This is a genomic window from Veillonella parvula, assembly GCF_040097785.1.
In the GTDB taxonomy this organism is placed as follows: Bacteria; Bacillota; Negativicutes; order Veillonellales; family Veillonellaceae; genus Veillonella; species Veillonella parvula_D.
Map to the genome: position 1 here is coordinate 266317 of NZ_JBBNNS010000001.1, position 22436 is coordinate 288752.

23 protein-coding genes and 1 riboswitch are annotated in these 22436 nt (G+C 37.5%); all 23 genes read left to right on the forward strand.

All coding sequences use genetic code 11. The features are described from left to right. Positions 1-7 precede the first annotated feature (7 nt). Positions 8-637, forward strand: coding sequence for a guanylate kinase (gmk, locus tag AAA071_RS01250; RefSeq protein WP_004695659.1), 630 nt, complete (start codon positions 8-10; stop codon positions 635-637). A gap of 4 nt (positions 638-641) precedes the next feature. Then, a complete protein-coding gene (gene rpoZ / locus AAA071_RS01255) occupies positions 642-857 on the forward strand; it encodes a DNA-directed RNA polymerase subunit omega (RefSeq protein ID WP_004695660.1) in 216 nt (71 codons plus the stop codon). Positions 858-909: 52 nt separating this feature from the next. Next, the gene (gene coaBC, locus AAA071_RS01260) at positions 910-2115 is read left to right on the forward strand and encodes a bifunctional phosphopantothenoylcysteine decarboxylase/phosphopantothenate--cysteine ligase CoaBC (RefSeq protein WP_004695662.1); all 1206 of its coding nucleotides are present in this window, start codon (positions 910-912) and stop codon (positions 2113-2115) included. Between the two features lie 41 nt (positions 2116-2156). Then, positions 2157-3821: a SulP family inorganic anion transporter gene (locus AAA071_RS01265; protein WP_195213233.1), complete on the forward strand. Its 1665-nt coding sequence runs from the start codon at positions 2157-2159 to the stop codon at positions 3819-3821. Between the two features lie 44 nt (positions 3822-3865). Continuing rightward, positions 3866-3966, forward strand: a riboswitch (SAM riboswitch). Positions 3967-4015: 49 nt separating this feature from the next. Beyond that, the gene (metK, locus tag AAA071_RS01270; RefSeq protein ID WP_004695665.1) at positions 4016-5206 is read left to right on the forward strand and encodes a methionine adenosyltransferase; all 1191 of its coding nucleotides are present in this window, start codon (positions 4016-4018) and stop codon (positions 5204-5206) included. Between the two features lie 62 nt (positions 5207-5268). Further along, on the forward strand, positions 5269-7452 hold the full coding sequence (priA, locus tag AAA071_RS01275) for a replication restart helicase PriA (RefSeq protein WP_004695667.1): 2184 nt from the start codon (positions 5269-5271) through the stop codon (positions 7450-7452). Positions 7453-7465: 13 nt separating this feature from the next. Continuing rightward, a complete protein-coding gene (gene def / locus AAA071_RS01280) occupies positions 7466-7954 on the forward strand; it encodes a peptide deformylase (protein ID WP_004695669.1) in 489 nt (162 codons plus the stop codon). Beyond that, the gene (fmt, locus tag AAA071_RS01285; protein ID WP_004695671.1) at positions 7947-8957 is read left to right on the forward strand and encodes a methionyl-tRNA formyltransferase; all 1011 of its coding nucleotides are present in this window, start codon (positions 7947-7949) and stop codon (positions 8955-8957) included. Before def ends, fmt begins: the two co-directional genes overlap by 8 nt. Further along, positions 8941-9735, forward strand: a complete 795-nt coding sequence (locus AAA071_RS01290; protein ID WP_004695673.1) for a DUF116 domain-containing protein — start codon at positions 8941-8943, stop codon at positions 9733-9735. Before fmt ends, AAA071_RS01290 begins: the two co-directional genes overlap by 17 nt. Then, positions 9716-11071 carry a 16S rRNA (cytosine(967)-C(5))-methyltransferase RsmB gene (gene rsmB / locus AAA071_RS01295; protein WP_004695675.1) on the forward strand — a complete coding sequence of 452 codons (1356 nt, stop codon included), beginning with the start codon at positions 9716-9718 and terminating at the stop codon, positions 11069-11071. Before AAA071_RS01290 ends, rsmB begins: the two co-directional genes overlap by 20 nt. Before the next feature lie 18 nt (positions 11072-11089). Further along, positions 11090-12136 carry a dual-specificity RNA methyltransferase RlmN gene (rlmN, locus tag AAA071_RS01300; protein WP_021148108.1) on the forward strand — a complete coding sequence of 349 codons (1047 nt, stop codon included), beginning with the start codon at positions 11090-11092 and terminating at the stop codon, positions 12134-12136. Then, the gene (locus tag AAA071_RS01305) at positions 12129-12830 is read left to right on the forward strand and encodes a Stp1/IreP family PP2C-type Ser/Thr phosphatase (protein ID WP_004697417.1); all 702 of its coding nucleotides are present in this window, start codon (positions 12129-12131) and stop codon (positions 12828-12830) included. Before rlmN ends, AAA071_RS01305 begins: the two co-directional genes overlap by 8 nt. A 27-nt stretch (positions 12831-12857) precedes the next feature. After that, positions 12858-14783, forward strand: coding sequence for a Stk1 family PASTA domain-containing Ser/Thr kinase (gene pknB / locus AAA071_RS01310; RefSeq protein ID WP_042466902.1), 1926 nt, complete (start codon positions 12858-12860; stop codon positions 14781-14783). A gap of 8 nt (positions 14784-14791) precedes the next feature. Further along, complete coding sequence (gene rsgA / locus AAA071_RS01315) at positions 14792-15655, forward strand: ribosome small subunit-dependent GTPase A (RefSeq protein ID WP_012864314.1); 864 nt, start codon at positions 14792-14794, stop codon at positions 15653-15655. A 1-nt stretch (position 15656) separates the two neighbouring features. After that, entirely contained in the window at positions 15657-16307 is a 651-nt protein-coding gene (gene rpe, locus AAA071_RS01320) for a ribulose-phosphate 3-epimerase (RefSeq protein WP_008713843.1), read from the forward strand. Positions 16308-16560: 253 nt separating this feature from the next. After that, positions 16561-17313 carry a 30S ribosomal protein S2 gene (gene rpsB / locus AAA071_RS01325; protein ID WP_004695687.1) on the forward strand — a complete coding sequence of 251 codons (753 nt, stop codon included), beginning with the start codon at positions 16561-16563 and terminating at the stop codon, positions 17311-17313. Between the two features lie 98 nt (positions 17314-17411). Beyond that, positions 17412-18092 (forward strand): translation elongation factor Ts, encoded by a 681-nt coding sequence (tsf, locus tag AAA071_RS01330; RefSeq protein ID WP_349234003.1) that lies wholly within the window; start codon positions 17412-17414, stop codon positions 18090-18092. Between the two features lie 62 nt (positions 18093-18154). Beyond that, positions 18155-18880: a UMP kinase gene (gene pyrH, locus AAA071_RS01335; protein ID WP_008713845.1), complete on the forward strand. Its 726-nt coding sequence runs from the start codon at positions 18155-18157 to the stop codon at positions 18878-18880. Between the two features lie 5 nt (positions 18881-18885). Then, positions 18886-19446 carry a ribosome recycling factor gene (gene frr / locus AAA071_RS01340; protein ID WP_008713847.1) on the forward strand — a complete coding sequence of 187 codons (561 nt, stop codon included), beginning with the start codon at positions 18886-18888 and terminating at the stop codon, positions 19444-19446. Further along, positions 19446-19697 carry a hypothetical protein gene (locus AAA071_RS01345; protein ID WP_004697100.1) on the forward strand — a complete coding sequence of 84 codons (252 nt, stop codon included), beginning with the start codon at positions 19446-19448 and terminating at the stop codon, positions 19695-19697. The genes frr and AAA071_RS01345 overlap by 1 nt, the downstream gene beginning before the upstream one ends. Further along, positions 19678-20442: an undecaprenyl pyrophosphate synthase gene (gene uppS, locus AAA071_RS01350; protein ID WP_008713849.1), complete on the forward strand. Its 765-nt coding sequence runs from the start codon at positions 19678-19680 to the stop codon at positions 20440-20442. The genes AAA071_RS01345 and uppS overlap by 20 nt, the downstream gene beginning before the upstream one ends. Before the next feature lie 3 nt (positions 20443-20445). Continuing rightward, positions 20446-21270, forward strand: a complete 825-nt coding sequence (locus tag AAA071_RS01355) for a phosphatidate cytidylyltransferase (RefSeq protein WP_008713850.1) — start codon at positions 20446-20448, stop codon at positions 21268-21270. An 18-nt stretch (positions 21271-21288) separates the two neighbouring features. After that, positions 21289-22434: a 1-deoxy-D-xylulose-5-phosphate reductoisomerase gene (locus AAA071_RS01360; protein ID WP_008713852.1), complete on the forward strand. Its 1146-nt coding sequence runs from the start codon at positions 21289-21291 to the stop codon at positions 22432-22434. The last annotated feature ends 2 nt before the right edge of the window (positions 22435-22436 follow it).

Here is a 22436-nt window from a genome sequence, read left to right on the forward strand (position 1 = left end):
AGTGCATATGTCAGACAGAGGATTATTAATCGTTATATCCGGGCCATCTGGCGCAGGTAAGGGTACGATTTGTGCGAATATTCGTAAAGAAATGCCTAATTTAGTTTATTCCGTTTCTATGACAACCCGTGCTCCACGTGTGGGTGAAAAGGAAGGAATTAACTATTTCTTCCGCTCTAAAGAGGAATTTGAGTCTTTACTTAGTGAAGACGCATTCTTAGAATATGCTAAGGTATATGATAATTACTATGGTACTCCAAAACAACATGTAATGGATTTATTAGATGATGGGAAAAGTGTACTATTAGAAATCGATATTCAAGGCGCTATGCAGGTTAAGGAACGTTTTAGCGATGCTGTATTTATTTACATTGTACCGCCGTCACTATCTGAGTTATCTGAACGTTTACATAATCGTGGCACAGATGCTAAAGAAGTCATTGATAAACGATTGTCATTGGCTTGTTCAGAATTGGCCTTAGCTCATCGTTATGACTATATCGTTGTAAATGATGATTTAGCAGAGGCTTCTGAAAAGGTTGCTTCTATCTTGCGAGCTGAGTCTTGTAAGATTAGTCGTAATAAAGAGCAAATTCAATATATTTATAAACAATATCAAGAGTCTAAGGAGAAGTGATAGTATGATGGTAAAACCTCCATTAAAAAAATTGGAAAGCCAAGTAGATAGCAAATATACATTGGTGACTTTAGCGGCTAAACGCGCTCGCGAATTAACAGATGGCGAACCTTGCTTAGCAGAATCTACACATGCGACTGACAAGCCTGTATCTTTGGCATTTTATGAAATTGCTGAAGGTGAAGTGACATATAAACGCACTAAAGAAGGCATTAAATAAAAAATCAATTCCTTGTATCATTGATACAAGGAATTTTTAAAAGGAGAAGAACATGCGCGGAAAACATATCATTGTCGCAGTATCTGCAGGTATTGCAGCGTATAAGGCAATTGAAGTGGTAAGCAGACTTCGTAAAAAAGGGGCTGAAGTAAAGGTTGTAATGACACAAAATGCAACGCATATTGCGTCACCTTTAACATTTGGCGAAATCAGTGGACATCCTGTAGCTCTAGACATGTTTGAACAAGTTCATCAGTGGGATGTAGAACATATTGCACTGGCCACTTGGGCAGATGCATATGTAGTTGTGCCTGCAACAGCAAATGTGATCGGAAAAATTTATGCAGGCATTGCTGATGATATGTTAACTACAACAATTATGGCTACCAAAGCACCTAAGTACCTTTGTCCTGCTATGAATACAGAAATGTATAATAATCCTATTACTCAACGCAATTTAGAAGGATTACGTTCTTTGGGCTACCATATTATGGACCCTGCAGAAGGTTGGTTAGCTTGTGGCATCACTGGTGTAGGACGTTTACCGGAGCCCGAAGCAATTGTGGATTGGCTAGAATCTAAAATGTGCAGCACCAATGAGCTTGAAGGTACTACTATACTTGTTACAGCTGGCGGAACACAGGAGAGTATTGATCCTGTTCGGTATATTGGAAATCGTTCTAGCGGTAAGATGGGATATGCCATTGCAGAACAGGCTGTACGCATGGGGGCTAAAGTGATATTAGTAAGTGCTCCCACATCCTTGCCTATACCAAGTGGCGTAGACTTTATTTCTGTAGATTCTGCGGTATCTATGCAGGAGGCTGTTGAAGCTCGTTATAATGATGTTAATGTAGTTATTATGGCTGCCGCTGTTTCTGATTTTAGAGTCCTTCATAAAGCAGAGCAAAAAATAAAGAAAATGGAGTCTATGACCATAGAACTTGTAAAAAATCCAGATATTCTACAAGGGTTGGGCTCTAAAAAAAATCATCAAATTCTTGTTGGTTTTGCGGCAGAAACAGAACATGTAATCAAGTATGGTCAGGATAAAGTGGCTAGAAAAAATCTAGATATGCTTGTGGCCAATGATGTAAGCAAATCGAATGCAGGTTTTAATGTAGATACGAATGAAGGCTATTTTTTATATCCCGATAAAGAGCCTAAAGAAATGCCTAATATGAAAAAATCTGAACTTGCTCGACATATCCTTAGAGAAGTTATTGATTTAGTAGCAAACAAAGCTGACATAAATTAATTCTTGTGTGTGTTGTTTTAAGAAGGGTGTGTTTTTCTTACATGTTTGCTATACAAAAAGCATATTTAGACGGCTCATTAGGAAAAGGAAAATGGAGTAACAATATTATTGCTGGATTGGTCGTAGGGGTAGTGGCTCTGCCTTTAGCAATGGCCTTTGCTATTGCTAGTGGAGTTACACCGCAAGCGGGCATTTATACGGCAATCATTGCAGGTATATTTGTATCCTTGTTTGGTGGCTCCCCTGTTCAGATTGCGGGCCCTACAGGGGCATTTATCGTTCTATTGAGCAGTATCGTTGTCAATTATGGCTTTGAAGGTTTACAAATTGCGACCATGATGGCAGGGATTATTCTGGTTTTAATGAGCGTTGCAAAGTTAGGGACAGTCATTCGGTTTATACCCACACCTGTTATTATGGGTTTTACAGCAGGTATTGGTGTTACAATTTGGGTAGGGCAATGGCCATATTTCTTTGGATTTCCACCGTTGCCTTATATGGCTCATTTCCATGAAAAATTATGGGCTATGATTCAGTCCTTACCATACTCTGACTTACCTACATTGGGGATTGCGCTCTTAAGCTTAAGTCTACTGTTAGTTTTACCTAAAATCCCATATATTAATAAAGTTCCAGCTCCCATTGTAGCTATGATTGTTGCTACGGTTATTCAAGCTATCTACCAATTTCCTACGGTTTTAACCATTGGTAGTGCATTTGGTGGTATACCTCAAGGTTTGCCAGAATTTTCTATACCAAAATTGAGCTTTGATAAAATCTTATCTTTAATCGGGCCGGCTTTTACAATTGCCATGCTAGGCGCTATTGAATCCTTATTGTCTGCAGTTGTTGCTGATGGTATGAGTGGCACCAAGCATGAATCTAATACTGAATTATTTGGACAAGGATTAGCTAATATATTTGCGCCATTGTTTGGTGGAATTGCATCAACCGGTGCTATTGCGCGAACTGCTACAAATATTCGTCAAGGTGGTAATTCTCCGGTGGCAGGTATTGTTCATGCCATTACATTAGGTGCCATTCTTTTATTTTTAGCCCCATATGCAGTGTATATTCCGTTGGCATCTATGGCAGCCATATTATTTGTAGTAGCCTACAATATGAGTGATGTACCACGTTTTATACGAATGCTTATTCTCGCACCTCGTCCAGATCAAATAATATTATTGCTTACCTTTTTCCTGACTATTTTTACGGATTTAGTAGTAGCTGTAAATGTAGGTGTAGTACTTGCAGTGTTGCAGTTTATGCGCAAAATGGTTAATACAATTGATGTGCATGAAGCAAGTAGTGCCGAATTATCAGCACAGATTAGGCATGAGATTACAATCCATCCAGAAATAATGGTATACACTGTAGAAGGCCCATTATTCTTTGGTGCTATAAGTGCATTTGATAGAGCGTTAAACTCTATACATAAAGATCCTAAATATTTAATCATTCGTTTTGTAAAAGTACCATTTGTAGATTTAACGGGTTTACGTATTTTACGAGGTATTATTGAAGAACTTCAAAAAAGAGGCATAGAAGTTTTGCTTAGTGATGTGAGTTACGATATACGTAGAGAGATGTATAAATCTAATTTCTTGGATATTCTGGGCCGTCATCATATGTATCGTCAGTTTGAAAGTGCCCTTCATAAGGCTGAACATGATTTAGCTTTAAAAGAGGCAAGAGAGGTATAATAATGACTTGCTTTCTCACTGTAAATACACTATAATATTTCTGTAACTCATCAAGAGTAGTGGAGGGATAGGCCCTGTGAAGCTACAGCAACCATTCCAAGCGGAAAAGGTGCTAATTCCTATGACAAATGTCGTTAGATGGGAGGGTCTCTCATGAGTGCATGAGAGACTTTTTTTCGTATTAGGAGGATAAAATGGCTGAAAAACATATGTTTTTTACTTCTGAATCTGTTACTGAAGGCCATCCAGATAAAATAGCTGACCAAATTTCTGATGCTGTTTTGGATGCGATTATTGAAAAGGATCCAACTGCTCGTGTGGCTTGTGAAACTTTAGTTACTACTGGTTTAGTTCATGTAGTAGGTGAAATTTCTACTCACACATATGTAGATATTCCTCGCATCGTACGTGATACAATTCGTGAAATTGGTTATACTCGTGCAAAATTTGGTTTTGATTGTGATACTTGTGGTGTACTTGTATCCATCGATGAACAATCTGCGGATATCGCCATGGGTGTTGATGAAGCACTTGAATCAAAAGATGGCAATGGTGAAGTGCTTGATAAAATCGGTGCTGGTGACCAAGGTATGATGTTTGGCTATGCATCTAATGAAACACCTGAACTCATGCCTTTGCCAATTTCCTTGGCACATCGTTTATCTCGTCGACTTACAGAAGTTCGTAAGGATGGGACCTTAACTTACTTACGTCCAGACGGTAAGACTCAAGTTACTGTAGAATATGTTGATGGTAAACCTAAGCGCATTGATACAATTGTTATTTCTACGCAACATAGCCCTGAAGTTACCCAAGAACAAATTAAAGCCGATTTGAAGCGTTATGTAATTGACGCAGCGTTGCCTGCTGAATTCGTTGATGAAAATACTAAATACTTCATCAATCCAACTGGTCGTTTCGTAATTGGAGGACCTCATGGAGATGCTGGTTTAACTGGCCGTAAAATTATTGTAGATACATACGGTGGTATGGCCCGTCATGGTGGCGGTGCATTTTCTGGTAAGGATCCATCTAAGGTGGACCGTTCTGCAGCATACGCAGCGCGTTATGTAGCTAAAAATGTTGTAGCAGCAGGTCTTGCTGATAAATGTGAAGTGCAAGTTGCTTATGCAATTGGGGTTGCTCATCCTGTATCTATTTTAGTTGATACTTTTGGTACAGGTCGCATAGAGGAAACAAAAATTCAAGAGCTTGTTAAAAAACATTTCGACCTTCGTCCAGCAGGAATCATTGAAATGCTTGATTTGTTAAAGCCTCATTATCGCAAAACTGCAGCGTATGGTCACTTTGGTAGAACTGATGTGGATTTACCTTGGGAACGTACAGATAAAGCACAAATTCTAAAAGAAGAAGCTGGCTTATAATACAAAAGGTCTTGGTAGAATTTCTACTGAGACCTTTTATAATAAACGAAAGGAAAAAATGTATGCGCGTAGCACAAGTTATAATTAACAGACCGGCCAAACAACTTCATAAACCTTTGAGCTATTTAATGCCTGAAAAGTTTGGTAATGTCTTACCTGGTACGCGCGTACTCATTCCTTTAGGACATAGTCGTGAAGAAGGCATTCTTATTGGTTACGACGAGTTAGTTGAGCCACCAGAGTTCACTTTACGAAATATTGTGCAAGTATTAGATAGCGAACCTTGGTTTACACCGGAAATGATGGATACGGCCCGCCGTCTAAATGAGTATTATTTATTCTCTTATGGCGATGCATTGCGATTGTTTACAGTGAATAAGACATTAAAATCTTACGAGGCACCAAAGGAAGAATGGTTAGTAGTCATGCCAGAATTTTCGGTGGCACAATTTAGTGAACGAAAAAAGAAGCAACGAGAATTAGCAAAATACTTACTTGAAGTGGGCGGAGCATCTAAGGCATTACTACTAGCTAAAGGCTATTCTCGTATGGTCATTAAACAAGTGAGTGAAGCTAAAGGTATTGTCGTTGAAGCTCGTTTTAAAGCCACAAAAACAACATTTGATGAGCTTTTAACAGAAGAAGTTAATATTCCTCTTACTGAAGCTCAACAAGCTGTATATGGACCAATACAAGATGCAATGAATAGCCATGAACATAAAACCTTTTTACTTCATGGTGTCACTGGTAGTGGTAAGACTCAATTATATTTACGTGCTACAGCAAGATGTATTAGTCAGGATAAGACGGCTATTATTTTAGTACCTGAAATTATATTGACTGATCAAATTGTGAAACGATTTGTAGAAACTTTTGGTGACGAAGTCGTAGTATTTCATAGTAAATTGACGGTACAACAACGGAACAATAATTGGGAGCGTTTGCGCCGTAAGGATAGTCACATTATTATTGGCGCTCGTTCTGCCGTATTTGCGCCAGCTGAGGATATCGGCCTTATTGTGGTCGATGAAGAACATGATCCATCTTATAAACAAGAGGATATGGTTCGGTATCATGCACGTAACGTGGCATTGTGGCGTGCTGAGGCACATGGTTGTCCCGTTATTTTAGGTTCTGCTACACCATCTGTTACTTCGTACTATAAAGCTAAGCAAGGGGAGTATCATTTACTAGAATTGCCAAATCGCATTTTTGAGCAACCTATGCCGAAGGTTACTATAGTAGATATGAAGGAAGAAATTCTTCATGGAAATTACTCCGTTTTTTCTGATGCCATGAGTCGCTTAATTCAACATACATTAGATGAGCATAATCAAATGATTATTCTGTTAAATAGACGCGGTTATAGTACTTTTGTTATGTGCCGGGATTGTGGGGAAACTATTATGTGTCCTCATTGTGATGTAGCTATGGTTTATCACCAAGCTGGTGAAGAATTGCGTTGTCATTATTGTGAACATCATGAACCAATTCCAACTGTTTGTCCCAAATGTAATAGTAAGAGGATTAAGTTTTTTGGTTCAGGCACACAAAAGGTAGAGGAAGAGTTACGTCGTCACTTTAAATCGGCCCGCATTGCTCGTCTTGATCAAGATGTGACAAAAAATAAGCAATTAGCAGAAGATATTTTACATGACTTTGGGGCTCATAAATATGATATTTTGTTGGGAACACAAATGGTATCTAAAGGACATGACTTTAAAGATGTAACAGCTGTTGGTATTTTAACAGCCGATTCAGTTTTGAATATTCCTGTTTATACAGCTTCAGAACGAACTTTTGATTTACTTACTCAAACCTCTGGACGTGCCGGTAGGGGTGAAAAACCGGGTAGCGTTGTAATACAAACATATAATCCTTTAAATTATGCTATAATAAAGAGTAAGGCTCATGATTATATAGGCTTTTACAATGAAGAAATTCAAAACCGTAAAGCTTTAGGATATCCTCCATTTCGCGAAATGATTCATATGGTTGTGCGTCATCAAGATATGAAAACATTAGAGTCTATAGCAAATCGTATTGTCGATGACTTGGAGTCTTATAAAGGAAATCAGGATATTTTGATTAATGGTCCTTATGAAGCGCCTATAAAAAAAGTGCGCGATATGTATCGTTTAGCTATTATGATTCGCGGTACAGATTTAACGAATTTGAAAGAATATATATATAACTCATGGATTTTCACGCAAGAAGGACTGCTGATTGACGTGGATCCCGTGTAGTGTAGGAGTATCAATGGCTGTATTAGATGTTGTGAAAGCAGGTCATCCCGTTTTAAAACAAGTGGCGGAACCTGTAGAACATGTTAATAAAAAACTTAGAGCCCTTATCGATGATATGGCTGAAACTATGTATAAGACTGAAGGGGTTGGTCTTGCAGCACCTCAAGTGGCTGTAGCTAAACGTATTATCGTTGTAGATGACCAATCTGGTAGTGGTCTTATTGCGCTAATTAACCCTGAAATCACTCATGCTGAAGGTTCTCAAGTTGGACCTGAAGGATGCTTAAGTGTGCCAGGATATTTCGGAGATGTGGAACGATTTAATAAAGTCACTGTTAAAGGTATTGATCCACATAATAAGAAGGTAACTATAAAAGCTGAAGGTTTTTTGGCGCGTATTTTCCAACATGAAATTGATCACTTGGAAGGTCATTTGTTTATTGAAAAAGCAACTAACTTACGATTAATTACTGATCATCCAGAGGAGAAAGAAATTGTCTGATAATAAACAATTACGCATCGTTTTTATGGGGACACCAGACTTTTCTGTGCCTACCTTAGAGGCTTTGATTCAAGCTGGTCATTCTATTGTCGGTGTGTATTGCCAGCCTGATAAACAAAAAGGGCGTGGTAAACAAGTTCAAATGCCCCCTGTAAAAGTAGCTGCTTTAGAGCATGACTTGCCTGTATATCAACCAGTCACTTTGCGTGATGAACAAGTGAGAGCCGAATTAGAAGCATTACAACCAGATGTAGTGATTGTTATTGCGTATGGTAAAATATTACCTCCTTGGCTTATTCGATTGCCGCAATATGGTTGTATTAATGTTCATGCCTCTATTTTACCTAGTTATAGAGGCGCTGCGCCAATTCATTATGCAATTCTTAATGGAGACTCTAAAACGGGTGTTACCATAATGCATATGGATGATGGCCTTGATACAGGTGATATCATTGACATTGTGGAGATAGATATTTTACCCGGTGAAACGACAGGACAGTTATTTGAACGTATAGCTGTACTGGGGGGTGAAACTATAGTGCCTGTATTAACTCGTTGGGTTAATGGAGAAATTGTGGCTACACCACAAGATGATTCAATGGCTACACATACTACTAAGATTACAAAGGAAATGGGGCAGATCGACTGGTCTAAGCCGGCTAATGAAATTGCAAATCTCATTAGAGGACTTAATCCAGCACCTGGATGTTATACATATCTCGATGGAAAACGTTTAAAAGTATGGTCTGGAGAAGTGGTTCCCAGTGATACGACTCACTGTTTGATAGATGTCCATGGTAAACATGTACCAATTGCTATATCAGCCACAACTGTGCCTGGTACAATCGTATCTAAAATAGCCGGTTTAGGTGTATTTTGTGGTGATGGAAATATAATTCTATTAACAGAAGTCCAACCAGAAAATAAAAAACGCATTTCTGCAATTGATTTTATAAATGGTCATCAAATAAAGGAAGGTATCGTTTTTGGGGACTCAATATAAGCAGTACGAAACGTATCCGTTATACTTGATTTTATCAACTATTACATGTGCTTTGCTCACAGCAGTACTAGCCTTTCTAATGTATATATTAGAACCAGGACTTTTACAATTGCATCCATTTGCATCAATTATAAGTAGTGTAGTTATATCTATACTTATTGCTATTATATGGATTTTGTGCTTATCTTTAATTGTTGCTAGCACAGGTATTATAAGGTTACATCCTATTGTTTTAAGACTAGCCAATCAGTTTATTTATGGATTATTTCCATTAACTTTGGCGATTGGTAAGGTGAGAGGGGTTACTAAGGATCAACTCCGCCAGTCTATGATTGATTTAATCAATCATTTAGTAATGCTAGATATGTATACGGTAGATCCAGAACGTATATTATTATTAACTCCTCACTGTTTACAAGAAAGTTCGTGTGTTCATAAGGTTACACATGATGTATATAATTGTAAGCAGTGTGGGCGATGCCAGGTTGGTAATTTGTTGCAAGTGGCTAAGGACTATGGTTGTCAATTTATAGTTGTCACTGGAGGCACCTTAGCGCGGATGAAGGTAAAGGAAGCACGCCCAAAAGCTATTGTAGCAATAGCTTGCGAACGAGATTTAGCAAGTGGAATGGCTGATGTATTTCCCATCCCAGTTATTGGGGTATTAAATGAACGTCCTAATGGGCCATGTTGTAATACAACAGTCGATTCTGAACGTGTTCGAGCAGTAGTAGAACAATTGATTGGTAGGAATAGTAATGATAGAGGTAAAGACTAATCAACAACAAAATATTCGATTGCTCGCTGTAAAAGCATTGAGTGAAATTAATCGCAATGGTGCTTATGCAAATATAAAGTTGCAAGAGTATTTACAGAAATATCATCTATCCGATTTAGATCGAAGATTCTTTACTGAACTTGTGTATGGGGTCATTCGTAGAAAAAATTACTTGGATGCTATTATTGTTCACTTTGCAAAGCGACCCTTAAAGAAACTATCTTCTATGGTTGTGGAAATCCTTAGACTTGGTATTTATCAAATTATCTATATGGATAAGGTTCCTGAAAGTGCGGCTGTTAACGAATCTGTTAAACTCGCCAAAAAGCTAACTAGAGGTTTATCTGGTTTTGTAAATGCTGTTTTGCGTTCGGTTTTACGTGAAAGTGATAGCATTTCTATCGGTGAACTAGCTAAGTCCGAAGCTGAAGAAATTTCCTTTATCTACAATCAACCATTATGGCTTGTCAACTTATGGATAAAAGAAATGGGAAAAGATAAGACCGTAGATCTTTGTTCTTGGTTTAATGAACAACCTCGTTTGACGGCTCGCATAAATACAGTGAAAGTATCTATTGAGGATTGTTTAAAAGAATTAGAAGATTTAGATTGGATTGTAGAACAGGATACATATATTCCTGAAGTAGTTTATATTGATGGACATCAAGGTCATTTAGAAAAAGCTAAACCTGTTTTAGAAGGTCATATTACTTTTATGGATAAAGCATCTATGTTAGTAGCCCATGTGGTAGATCCTCAACCAGGAGAGCTTATCTTAGACTGTTGTGCTGCACCAGGTGGCAAGTCTATGCATATGGCAAGTCTTATGAATAATACAGGAGCTATTATGAGTTGTGATATTTACGACCATAAATTAGAACTGATTAATCAAAATGCTGAGCGATTAGGTGTATCTATTATTTCTACTAAGCTTCAAGATGGTCGTTATCTTCCTGATAATTGGAAAGAACAATTTGATCGCGTCTTAGTTGATGCTCCTTGTTCTGGTCTAGGTATATTACAAAAGAAATTAGACATGCGTTGGCGTAAAACAGAGTCTTTACTTATTGAGTTGCCGCCGTTACAACTTGAAATATTAGAAAAAGCTTCTGAAATGGTTAAGGTTAATGGATATTTAGTATATTCCACATGTACTATGAATAGTGGTGAAAATGAAGCTGTTCTAAATAAATTCTTGGCAATTCATAAGAACTTTATCATCGATCCTGTATCATATAAAGGGGCACCACAAGCTATAGATGGTATGATTACAACCTATCCACCGCGAGATCATATGGATGGTTTCTTTATGGCTCGCATGAAACGCTTATCATAATATAAGAAATGGAGCACCATGATAGAATTATTGGGTAAGTCTTTAGAAGAATTACAATCTATCTTTAAGACCCATAATATACAAAAGTTTCGAGCGAAACAGTTAATTGACTATATCTATCATAGATATATTTTTGATTTTGAAGACATGACACAATTTCCGAAAGACTTGCGTCAATGGCTAGGTGATAATTGTGTTATTTCTTTACCTACATTAATTACAGAGTCTATTGCCCCTGATGGAAAGACTCGCAAAATACTTGTAGAGATGTCAGATCAAAGTCGTGTGGAAGCAGTTTTGATGGAGCAACACTATGGGTATTCTGTATGTGTTTCCTCTCAAGTGGGGTGTGCTATGGGATGTGTATTCTGTGCTTCTACACAAGGTGGCTTATACAGAGATTTAACAGTCGCTGAGATTATTGGACAAGTTGTCATATTTGGGGCTCTTACTAAAGAGGAAATACATTCTGTTGTCGTTATGGGCGCAGGGGAGCCGTTACAAAATTATGATAATGTATTACAAGCATTACAACTACTACATGATCCTATGATTTGTAATATTAGTTATCGTAAGATGACGATTTCCACTTGTGGTTGGGTTCCTAATATTTATAAATTAGCTGATGAAGGTTTGCCAATAACCTTAGCACTTTCATTACATGCTACAAATAATGAAGTTCGTCGTAGTATTATGCCCGTTGGGGCACGTTATGAATTGACGGAAGTCTTAGATGCGGTAAAATACTATTATAATACGACACAGCGTCGTGTTACCTTTGAGTATATTCTTATAGATTCTGTAAATGCATCTATGGATGAGGCTCATGCTTTGGGGAAAATCTGTAAAGATTTCCCAAATTGTCATGTTAACTTGATCCCAGTTAATGGCAATGAACATATTGAATTATATAAACCATCTATTACGAATATGAATACATTTAAAGACATCGTCAGTTCCTATGGTGTATCAGTAACGGTACGAAAGGAAATGGGCGATGCAATCCAAGCCGCATGTGGGCAGTTAAAGGCTGCTCATGGTCGGAAAAAGGAGAATCATGAATAATTTTGTTGGTTTAAGTAAAATTGGGCTTGTGCGCCAGCGTAACGAGGACCGTTTCTTCATTGATGGCCATATTTGTGCTGTTACTGATGGCATGGGTGGTTATAGCGGTGGTGAAATTGCAAGTACCTATGCTGTAGATGAAATAAAAGAATATTTGTCCTCCCTTGAAACGATAGGTCAACAAGACTTATGTGATGCTATTATTCACGCTAATCAACGTATTGTAAATCGCGTTGCTTGTGAAGAACGTCTTGCTGGTATGGGTACTACCGCTGTAGTTACAGCTATAAATGGTAATCAACTTTACTGGGCAAGTGTTGGTGATAGTCGTTTGTATGTATATAGAGATGGTCATTTACGACAAATTACTACGGATCATTCTATGGTACAAGAATTATTAACAGCTGGAGAGATTACAAAGGATGAAATGCTAAATCACCCTCAACGGAATTTATTAACTCGCGCAGTTGGTGTTGATGAAATCTTAGAGGTTGATAGTGGCGTAGAATCTATTCTTCCCGGTGATCGTATTTTACTTTGCACTGATGGATTAAGTGGCTATGTATCCGATGATGTAATTGCCTCTGCATTACAATCAACGGATGATGATATGTTGGTTATTGAATCATTGATGGAAGCTGTATATGAAGTCGGAGCAGGAGATAATGTGACCATTGTGGTGGGAACAATCTAATCTAGAAATGGAGAAATAATGAGTACTATGAATATAAAAGGCATACTTCTAGATAACCGCTACCGAATTGTTGATAAAATTGGCGTTGGTGGAATGGCTGATGTATACCTTGGAGAAGATACCTTACTAGGTAGACAAGTAGCAATAAAAGTATTGCATGCTAATTTTGCAAATGATGACGAATTTGTGACTCGATTTAAACGAGAAGCACAAGCGGCAGGTAAATTAAATCATCCAAATATTGTAAATATGTATGATGTAGGTTTTGATCAAAATCTACATTACATTGTCATGGAATATGTAGATGGTGAAACCTTAAAAAAATATATAACTCGTCATGGAAGACTGTCCATAGATGAGGCTGTTAAATTTACTATCGCCATAGCTGAAGGCTTAGAACACGCGCATACAATGGGCATTGTTCATTGTGATATAAAGCCACATAATGTTATTATTACCAATACGGGGCGCGTTAAAGTAACTGACTTTGGTATTGCTCGTGCAATAAATGCAACTAACACAGTTATGTATACGAATTCGATTTTGGGTTCAGCACACTATTTATCACCAGAGCAAGCTAGTGGTAAACCGGTAGACGGCAATACAGATATCTATTCTCTGGGTGTCGTATTGTATGAAATGCTTACAGGTCGTGTACCATTTGAAGGGGAAACGCCAATTGCGGTAGCATTAAAACATGTTCGTGAGAAGGTAGAACCTCCAACACGATATAATCCATCAATTCCTCCGCTTTTAGAAGCTGTTGTTATGAAAGCATTATCTAAAAATCCTGCTGATCGATTTGATTCTATCTCTGATATGATCAGTGATTTGCGATTATCTCAAGGTTTTACGATGGGCAAAACACAACGTCATGAACCATATGACTTTGCTACACAAATGATTCCTGCTGTTGATCCTGAAGCACTTGAAGATCTTAGTACGATTCAAGAAGAACGAAAAGAAGAGGGTAAAAAGAAGAGTATGTTAAGTAAAATTGCATCGATTCCACAAAAATACATCGTTCTAGGTGCTGCTGTCATTTTCTTAGTAGCATTTTTAGGTGCTTTCTTAAGCTACGGTAATTTCTGGAGTAATACAACAGTAGATGTACCTAATGTGGTAGGCAAACAAGTTTCTGTAGCAAAAAATATCTTAGAAGATAAACATTTGCGTGTGTCTACAAGTGAAGTCACAAATCCAGATGTGCCAGCTGGTCAAGTTATTTCTCAAACTCCTGGAGCTGGAGAGAAGGTTAAAGAGCAACGAACAATCCATCTTGTGGTTTCTAAAGGTGTAGGCGATATTACGGTGCCAGATTTAACTGATTTAACTGTGGATCAAGCCCGTCAACGACTTAAAGATTTAGGTTTAGTTGTGGGGAAAATAACACAGCAATCTGTAGATGGTAAAAAAGATGGTGTAATCATTGCTCAGAGTCCTTCCGGAGATTCTAAAGTGTCTAAAGGGACAACAATTGATCTCGTTGTAAATAAAGCGAAGGCTAAGAAAGTCAAAGTACCTAATCTTGTTGGTATGACATTAAAAGATGCTCGTGATACATTGAGTAATATTCAACTAGGTGTAAACCAAGTATCTGGATCTGTGGAAGAAAAATCTGTGGTTATAGAGCAAAGCATTAAAGCTGGCGATGAAATTGACGAAGGCTCCACATTAAATCTTACGACTGAGTTCAAAGATGATAAAAAGAAATCTGATAAAAAAGATGGAAACAGTGGTAATAAAACAACTGGTACTATAGATGTTACTGTACCAGCTGGTTCTAAAAATCAAGAACTTAAAATTGTCGTAAAAGATGATGAAGGTTCCGCAGTAATTTATGATGATACCAATAAACCTGGAGATCGTATTGTTCGAAAAGTGTCCGGTGTAGGTAATGTACGTATTGAGGTATACCTCAATGGTGCATTAGTGCAAGAAACTGCATTATAAGAGGTACTATGATTACAGGCATTGTTGTCAAAAATATGAATGGGTACTTTTATGTACAAGATGATACGGGCACCATTCATGAATGTAAGGTTCGTGGCAGACTTAAGAAAGGTCGTTATAGTTTACTTGTGGGTGACCGCGTTACGATTTCGGAGGATGGGTTCGTTGAATCCATCCATGGACGTCATAATTCGATGGTACGTCCAGCAGTAGCTAATATTGACCAAGTTGTATTAGTTGTGGCTGCCCATGAACCAGATATTAATGAGCTATTACTTAATAAAATGCTCGTTATGATTGAACATGCGGATATACCTATCGTGCTATGTATCAATAAATGTGACCTGATGGATTCAGAGACGGAAACTATGGTTGATCTTTATAAATCAATTGGTTATAAGGTTTTGATGACATCCACATATAATATGACAGGCATCGATGATTTACGTCATGTGCTTCAACATAAGGTAACAGCTTTTGCAGGTCCATCTGGTGTTGGTAAGAGTAGTCTTTTAAATGCAGTAGACCCAAAATTCGCCTTCCAGACTGGGGAGGTAAGTGATAAGATTAAACGTGGCAAACACACCACTCGTCACGCTTCTTTATATAGTTTAGATGCAGATTCTTTTATCATGGATACACCTGGATTTAGTGCTATTGAATTTAATGATGTTTCCCTTGAAAGATTGCCTACATTATTCCCAGAATTTGGTGAATATGTTGATACTTGTAAATTTAGTCCTTGCTATCATGAACATGAACCCATTTGTGGGATTAAAGCTGCTCTAGAAGCTGGTCATATTCATCAAGGACGATATGATGCTTATATGTCTATACGTAATGATATAGAAAGTCAACGAAAGAGGTTTTAATATGATAAAAATTGCACCATCTATGCTTTCCGCAAATTTTGCGGTGTTAAGCGAGGAATTAAAATCTATTGAAGCAGCGGGGGCTGATTTATTACATATCGACATCATGGATGGACACTTTGTTCCTAATCTAACCTTTGGTGCTCCCATTGTGAAAGCCATTCGTCCATATACAAAATTACCATTTGATGTGCATTTGATGGTTACTAATCCTGGTGATTATGTAGAAGAATTTGCAAAAATTGGTGTAGAATATTTTACTTTTCATCAAGAAACTGTACCTCATATGCATCGTTTGATTCAACATATCAAGCAGTGTGGGATGAAGGCTGGTGTAGCATTGAATCCTAGTACACCTGTATCTCTACTAGAAGATGTAGCTGCAGATTTAGATATGATTTTAATTATGTCTGTGAATCCAGGATTTGGAGGACAATCTTTTATTAAAAATGCCATAAAAAAAGTTAAACAAGCTAAGATATTGTTAGAAGAAGTAGACAATTCAACGGCAGTCATTGAGGTGGACGGTGGTATTAACGATATTACTTGTGTACCGATTAAAAGAGCGGGGGCTACAGTTTTAGTTGCTGGTTCTGCAGTATTTGGTGCTGAAGATCGTGCAAGTATGATTGAATTCATTCGCAATAATTAAATAAATATTTTCATAATATTCTATAATTCAAATTTGAACATAAGATCGTACATCAATAAGAAAGAGAATGTATTTAAAATAAGGAGTGAGGAATACTTAAAGAATTCCTCACTCCTTGCTTGCTTTTGCCATGATTTTTTGTTAGAATTATTAGGTATGAAAAATATGCACGTCAGTGGACTTCGGTACTGTGCCTAATTTTGGGTGACCCGAAGGATGAAGCGGCGGAGGTTAATTAACAGGAGGTGCCACAATGGCAGTAGTATCAATGAAACAATTATTAGAGGCTGGTGTACACTTTGGTCATCAGACTAGAAGATGGAACCCTAAAATGGCGAAATTCATCTTCACTGAACGCAATGGTATTTATATCATTGATTTGTCTAAAACAGTTAAAAAAGTAGAAGAAGCTTACAATTTCTTGCGTGAAGTTGCTTCCCAAGGCGAAGTAATCTTGTTCGTAGGTACTAAAAAACAAGCTCAAGAAGCTATTAAAGAAGAAGCTATCCGTGCTAACATGTTCTTCGTTAACGAACGTTGGTTGGGCGGTATGTTGACTAATTTCAAAACAATTGAAACTCGTATTAAACGTTTAAAACAATTGGAAGCTATGGCAGAAGACGGTACTTTCGAAGTATTGCCTAAAAAAGAAGTTATCGGTCTTCGTCATGAAATGGATAAATTGGAAAAATACCTTGGCGGTATTAAAGATATGCCTAAAATGCCAGGTGCTCTTTTCGTAGTAGATCCTAAAAAAGAAAAAATCGCTATTGCAGAAGCTAAAAAATTGGGTATTCCTGTAGTTGCAACAGTTGACACTAACTGCGACCCAGACGAAGTTGATTTCCCAATCCCAGCAAATGATGACGCTATTCGCGCTGTTAAATTGTTGGCTGGTAAAATGGCTGACGCTGTTCTTGAAGGTCGTCAAGGCGAATCCTTTGAAGAAGCATTAGATAACATGGTAGCTGATTCCGCAGAAATGGTTCGAGACGGTAAAGCTTAATCGTTGTCGTATTAGCATTTGAAAGATAAATCTATAACATATATAATTGGGGTAAGGACTATATCCTTACCTTAATTAATACTAGGAGGAACAAAATAATGGCAATTACTGCTGCTTTGGTAAAAGAATTGCGCGACATGACTGGCGCAGGTATGATGGACGCTAAAAAAACATTGGTTGAAACTGACGGTAATATCGATAAAGCGGTTGACCTTCTTCGTGAAAAAGGTTTGGCTGCGGCAGCTAAAAAAGCTGGTCGTATTGCAGCTGAAGGTGTAGTACAATCCTACATTCATGCTGGTGGTCGTATCGGTGTTTTAGTGGAAGTTAACTGTGAAACTGACTTCGTTGCAAAAACTGATGATTTCCAAAATTTAGCACGCGACATCGCAATGCAAATTGCAGCTGTAAATCCTACATACTTGAACCGTGAAGAAGTTCCTACTGAAGTAATTGAACACGAAAAACAAGTATTATTGGAACAAGCTAAAGTAGAAGCTGAAGAAGACGTTAAAGCTGGTCGTAAACCAAAACCTGAAGCTGTTTTAGAAAAAATGGTTGCAGGTCGTATTGAAAAATTCTATAAAGAAAATTGCCTATTAGAACAAGTATTCATTAAAGATGGCGATAAAACTGTTACAGACATCATTAATGAAAGTATTGCAAAAATCGGTGAAAACATCAACGTACGTCGTTTTGTTCGCTATGGTTTAGGTGAAGGCATTGAAAAACGCCAAGATGACTTCGTAGCAGAAGTAATGGCATCTGTTGGTAAATAATTAATAAACAATAAGAGAACACCGTACAGTGTTCTCTTATTTTGCAATAGAGGAGTAAAAATATGGCAAAAAGAAAGTTTCGACGTATTGTTTTAAAGTTGAGTGGTGAAGCATTAGCAGGTGAACAAGGTTTTGGTATTAATCCTGATGTTGTTGAAGAATTTGCAAAAGAAATTGCTGCTTTAGCAAAATCCACTGATTTAGAAATCGCGATTGTTGTTGGTGGCGGTAACCTATGGAGAGGTTTAGCTGGTAGCAATCAAGGTATGGATCGTGCTACTGCTGACTATATGGGGATGCTAGCAACAGTGATGAACTCCTTAGCATTGCAAGATGCATTAGAGCAAGCTGGTGTAGATACACGTGTTCAAACAGCTATTGAAATGCAAGAAATTGCAGAACCTTATATTCGTCGTCGCGCTATTCGTCATTTAGAAAAAAAACGTATCGTTATCTTCGGTGCTGGCCTTGGTAAACCTTACTTCTCTACAGATACAACAGCTGCATTACGGGCCGCTGAAATTGAAGCCGATGCTATTTTAATGGCAAAGAAATTTGCAGATGGCGTATATGATTCTGACCCTAAGACAAATCCTAATGCTGTTAAATTTGATGAATTAACATATAACGAGATTATCACAAAAGAATTAAAAGTAATGGATGCTACATCTACAACTTTATGTAAAGATAACAATATTCCTATTATTGTATTTAGCATGGATATTCCTGGTAATATTACAAAAGCTGCTAAAGGTGAAGAAATAGGGACCATTGTTCGAGGAGAATAATTCATATGGAAATTAAAGAATTGTTACAACAAGCAGAAGACCGCATGAATAAGTCTATTGAGGCTTTAAAACATGAATTCGCATCTATTCGTACAGGCCGTGCTAGTGTAGCACTACTTGATAAAGTAATGGTTGATTACTATGGAAGTCCATCACCCATTAATCAAGTTGCGAATATCTCCGTGCCTGAACCTCGCATGATTGTGATTGCACCTTGGGATAAAACAATGATTGGTGCTATTGAAAAAGCAATTTTACAATCTGATTTAGGTTTGAACCCTGGTAATGATGGTGCACAAATTCGTTTAAGTATTCCTCAATTAACTGAGGAACGTCGTAAAGAAATCGTTAAAGTAGTTCATAAAAAGGCTGAAGATGCAAAAGTTGCAGTGCGCAACATTCGTCGCGATGTAAATGAAGCATTAAAAAAAGAAGAGAAAGCTAAAACGATTACTGAAGATGATGCTAAAGACGGTTTAGATCAAATCCAAAAGCTTACCGATGCTAAAGTTAAGCAAATCGATGAGTTAAAAGTAGTAAAAGAAAAGGACGTATTAGAAGTATAATGTTTGATTCTAATAGCCTTATTGGAATACCATGGCAGCTTGCAAAGTCTCGTTTGCAGGCTGCCCATATTCCTTTTAAGGTAATGATTGGTGGATCCTTTAATCGCTTCTTTGAAATTTCAGATAAAGGATTTTATGTGGCACGTATTACAAAGGTTGATGAGTGCTTACATATACTACTATATAGACCAATGATTGCCAGCGACTTCGGAAATTCTATCGAGGTAGACTATGCTAAAGAAATTATTTAACCGTAAACGTTCTGATACGCCTGTCATTGATCGTAATATAATTCCACAACATGTTGCTATTATTATGGATGGTAATGGACGATGGGCTAAACGCAGAGGCATGCCGCGCTCCATGGGGCATCGTGCTGGTGCAGATGTATTAAAAGAAATTGTTATGGCCGCAGATGAGATCGGAATTAGAGCTCTTACGGTATATGGTTTCTCCACGGAGAACTGGAAACGTCCTGAACAGGAAGTTTCTTTACTTATGTCTCTCATAAAAGAATACTTAAATAATAATGTTAAGTATATGCATGAACATAATGTACGCATTCGATTTATTGGTTTTATTGGAGGGCTTTCAGAAAACCTACAAAAAATCATTCAAGATGCAGAATTATTAACTCAGAATAATACAGGCCTCACATTACAGTTAGCGATTAACTATGGTGGGCGTGATGAAATAGTTAGAACTATCCGCGACATTGTAAAATCCGTTGCGGATGGCGTTATTACAATGGACAAAATTACTGAAGAATATGTAAGTTCTCAATTATTCACTAAAGAGTTTAGTGATGTAGATTTATTAATTCGTCCTAGTAGTGATTTTAGAATTAGTAATTTTTTGTTATGGCAACTAGCGTATGCTGAATTTTGGTTTACCGATTTGCATTGGCCAGATTTTACTAAGGAAACTTTACTTGAAGCTGTGGCGGCATATCAGAAACGAGAACGCCGATTTGGTGGCTTATGTGATGAGGAATAAAAAATGTTAAAAACACGTGTTATTACCGCTGTTATTGGTTTTATTATTGCCTTAGGGGCCATTACATTTGGTGGATTAGTATATGATGTGCTAATTACACTTTTAGCTTTATTAGGGTGGCGTGAGTTTGTATTACTTGGTAAAGCTAAACGTGTTCGGATATCCATTATATGGGGATATATTAGCATTTTATTGCTAATGATTGCTCTTGCATGTCATCAGTATATTATAGCTATAGCTATTTTAGTATTAAGTTTATTTGCCAATTATATGTTGTGTACATTTGGTGAAACTAAGTACTCGATGTCTAGTGTATCCTTTAGTGTATTTGGTTTATTATATATTGGTATGGGTATGACTTCATTACTCTTGATTCGTCATGACTCAATTTACATGGATTTATCAATGCCTTTTGAACTATATAACTGGGGCACTATTACACTTTGGTTATTATTGTTTACTACTTGGGCTAGCGATACCTTTGCATACTTTTCAGGTCGAGCTTTTGGTAAACGTAAAATAGTACCATCCATTAGTCCTAATAAAACACTAGAAGGTTTTATTGGTGGATTTATCGGCTGTATCCTTACAGGTGCAGTATTTTCGTATATCGTTGGCATTCCTTGGTGGATGGGAATCCATGTAGGTATGATTAGCGGTATATTAGCACCATTAGGTGATTTGTTTGAATCAAAGATTAAACGACTATGTAATGTAAAAGATTCTGGTACATTATTACCAGGTCATGGCGGTGTATTGGATCGCTTTGATAGTTTATTATTTGCGGCTCCCATTACATTAGTATATATATTGCTATTTTCGTACTAATTTTATAGAGGTACACTTATGAAATACCTAAGTATTATCGGCAGTACTGGCTCAATCGGTACACAGACGCTTGATGTGGTGTCTCAACATCCAGATCAATTCAAGGTGGTTGCCTTAGTGGCACATCATAATATTGACCTCTTAGAACATCAGATTAAAGAATATAAACCTTTGGTGGCTGGTCTTGTAGATGAAGGTGCTTTTAAAGAATTACAAGCACGCTATACAGGTCCTACAAAATTGATAGGTGGTAAGGAAGCCCTCATTGCAGCAGCTACAATTCAAGAAGCAACAATGATTGTTACTGCTATTGTAGGTGCTGCGGGAATTGAGCCTACAGTGGAAGCTATAAAACAAGGGAAGACTATAGGTCTTGCTAATAAAGAAACTCTTGTTGCTGGAGGTCCATTAATTACGGCTTTAGCTAAAGAACATGGCGTACAAATCCTACCTATCGATAGTGAACATAGTGCTATATTTCAGTGCTTAGAAGGACAGAAACGTGACAATGTTGATTCTTTAATTGTCACTGCTTCTGGTGGACCTTTACGCACATGGGATTCTAGTAAAATTCAAACTGCAACTGCTGCAGATTGTTTGCGACATCCTACCTGGAATATGGGTAATAAAATAACTATAGACTCTGCCTCTTTATTCAATAAAGGCTTAGAGGTAATAGAAGCTCATTGGTTATTTGGTTTTGATTTTGATCATATTGATGTAGTAGTACATCCTCAAAGTATTGTTCATTCTATGATACGTATGAAGGATGGTGCGATATTAGCGCAAATGGGTAATCCAGATATGCGCGAGCCCATTCAATATGCTTTGACGTATCCCAAACGTGAAGTTTTAAGTATGAATCATCTTGATTTTAGTCAAGCACTACAATTGGAGTTTTTACCTCCACGGTATGACGATTTTCCTGCACTTCGACTTGCGTATGAGGTGGGACGTGCTAGTGGATTTAAACCTGCTGTATTTAATGCAGCTAATGAAACGGCAGTATATGCCTTTTTAGAAGATAAAATCGCCTTTGGTGATATTTATAAAGTCGTTACTTCTGTTCTTGAATCTATGGGACCAGAAGATGATTTTACATTAGATAATTTATTATCCATCGATAGATGGGCCCGTGAAAAGGCAACATCGTTGATGTTATAGGA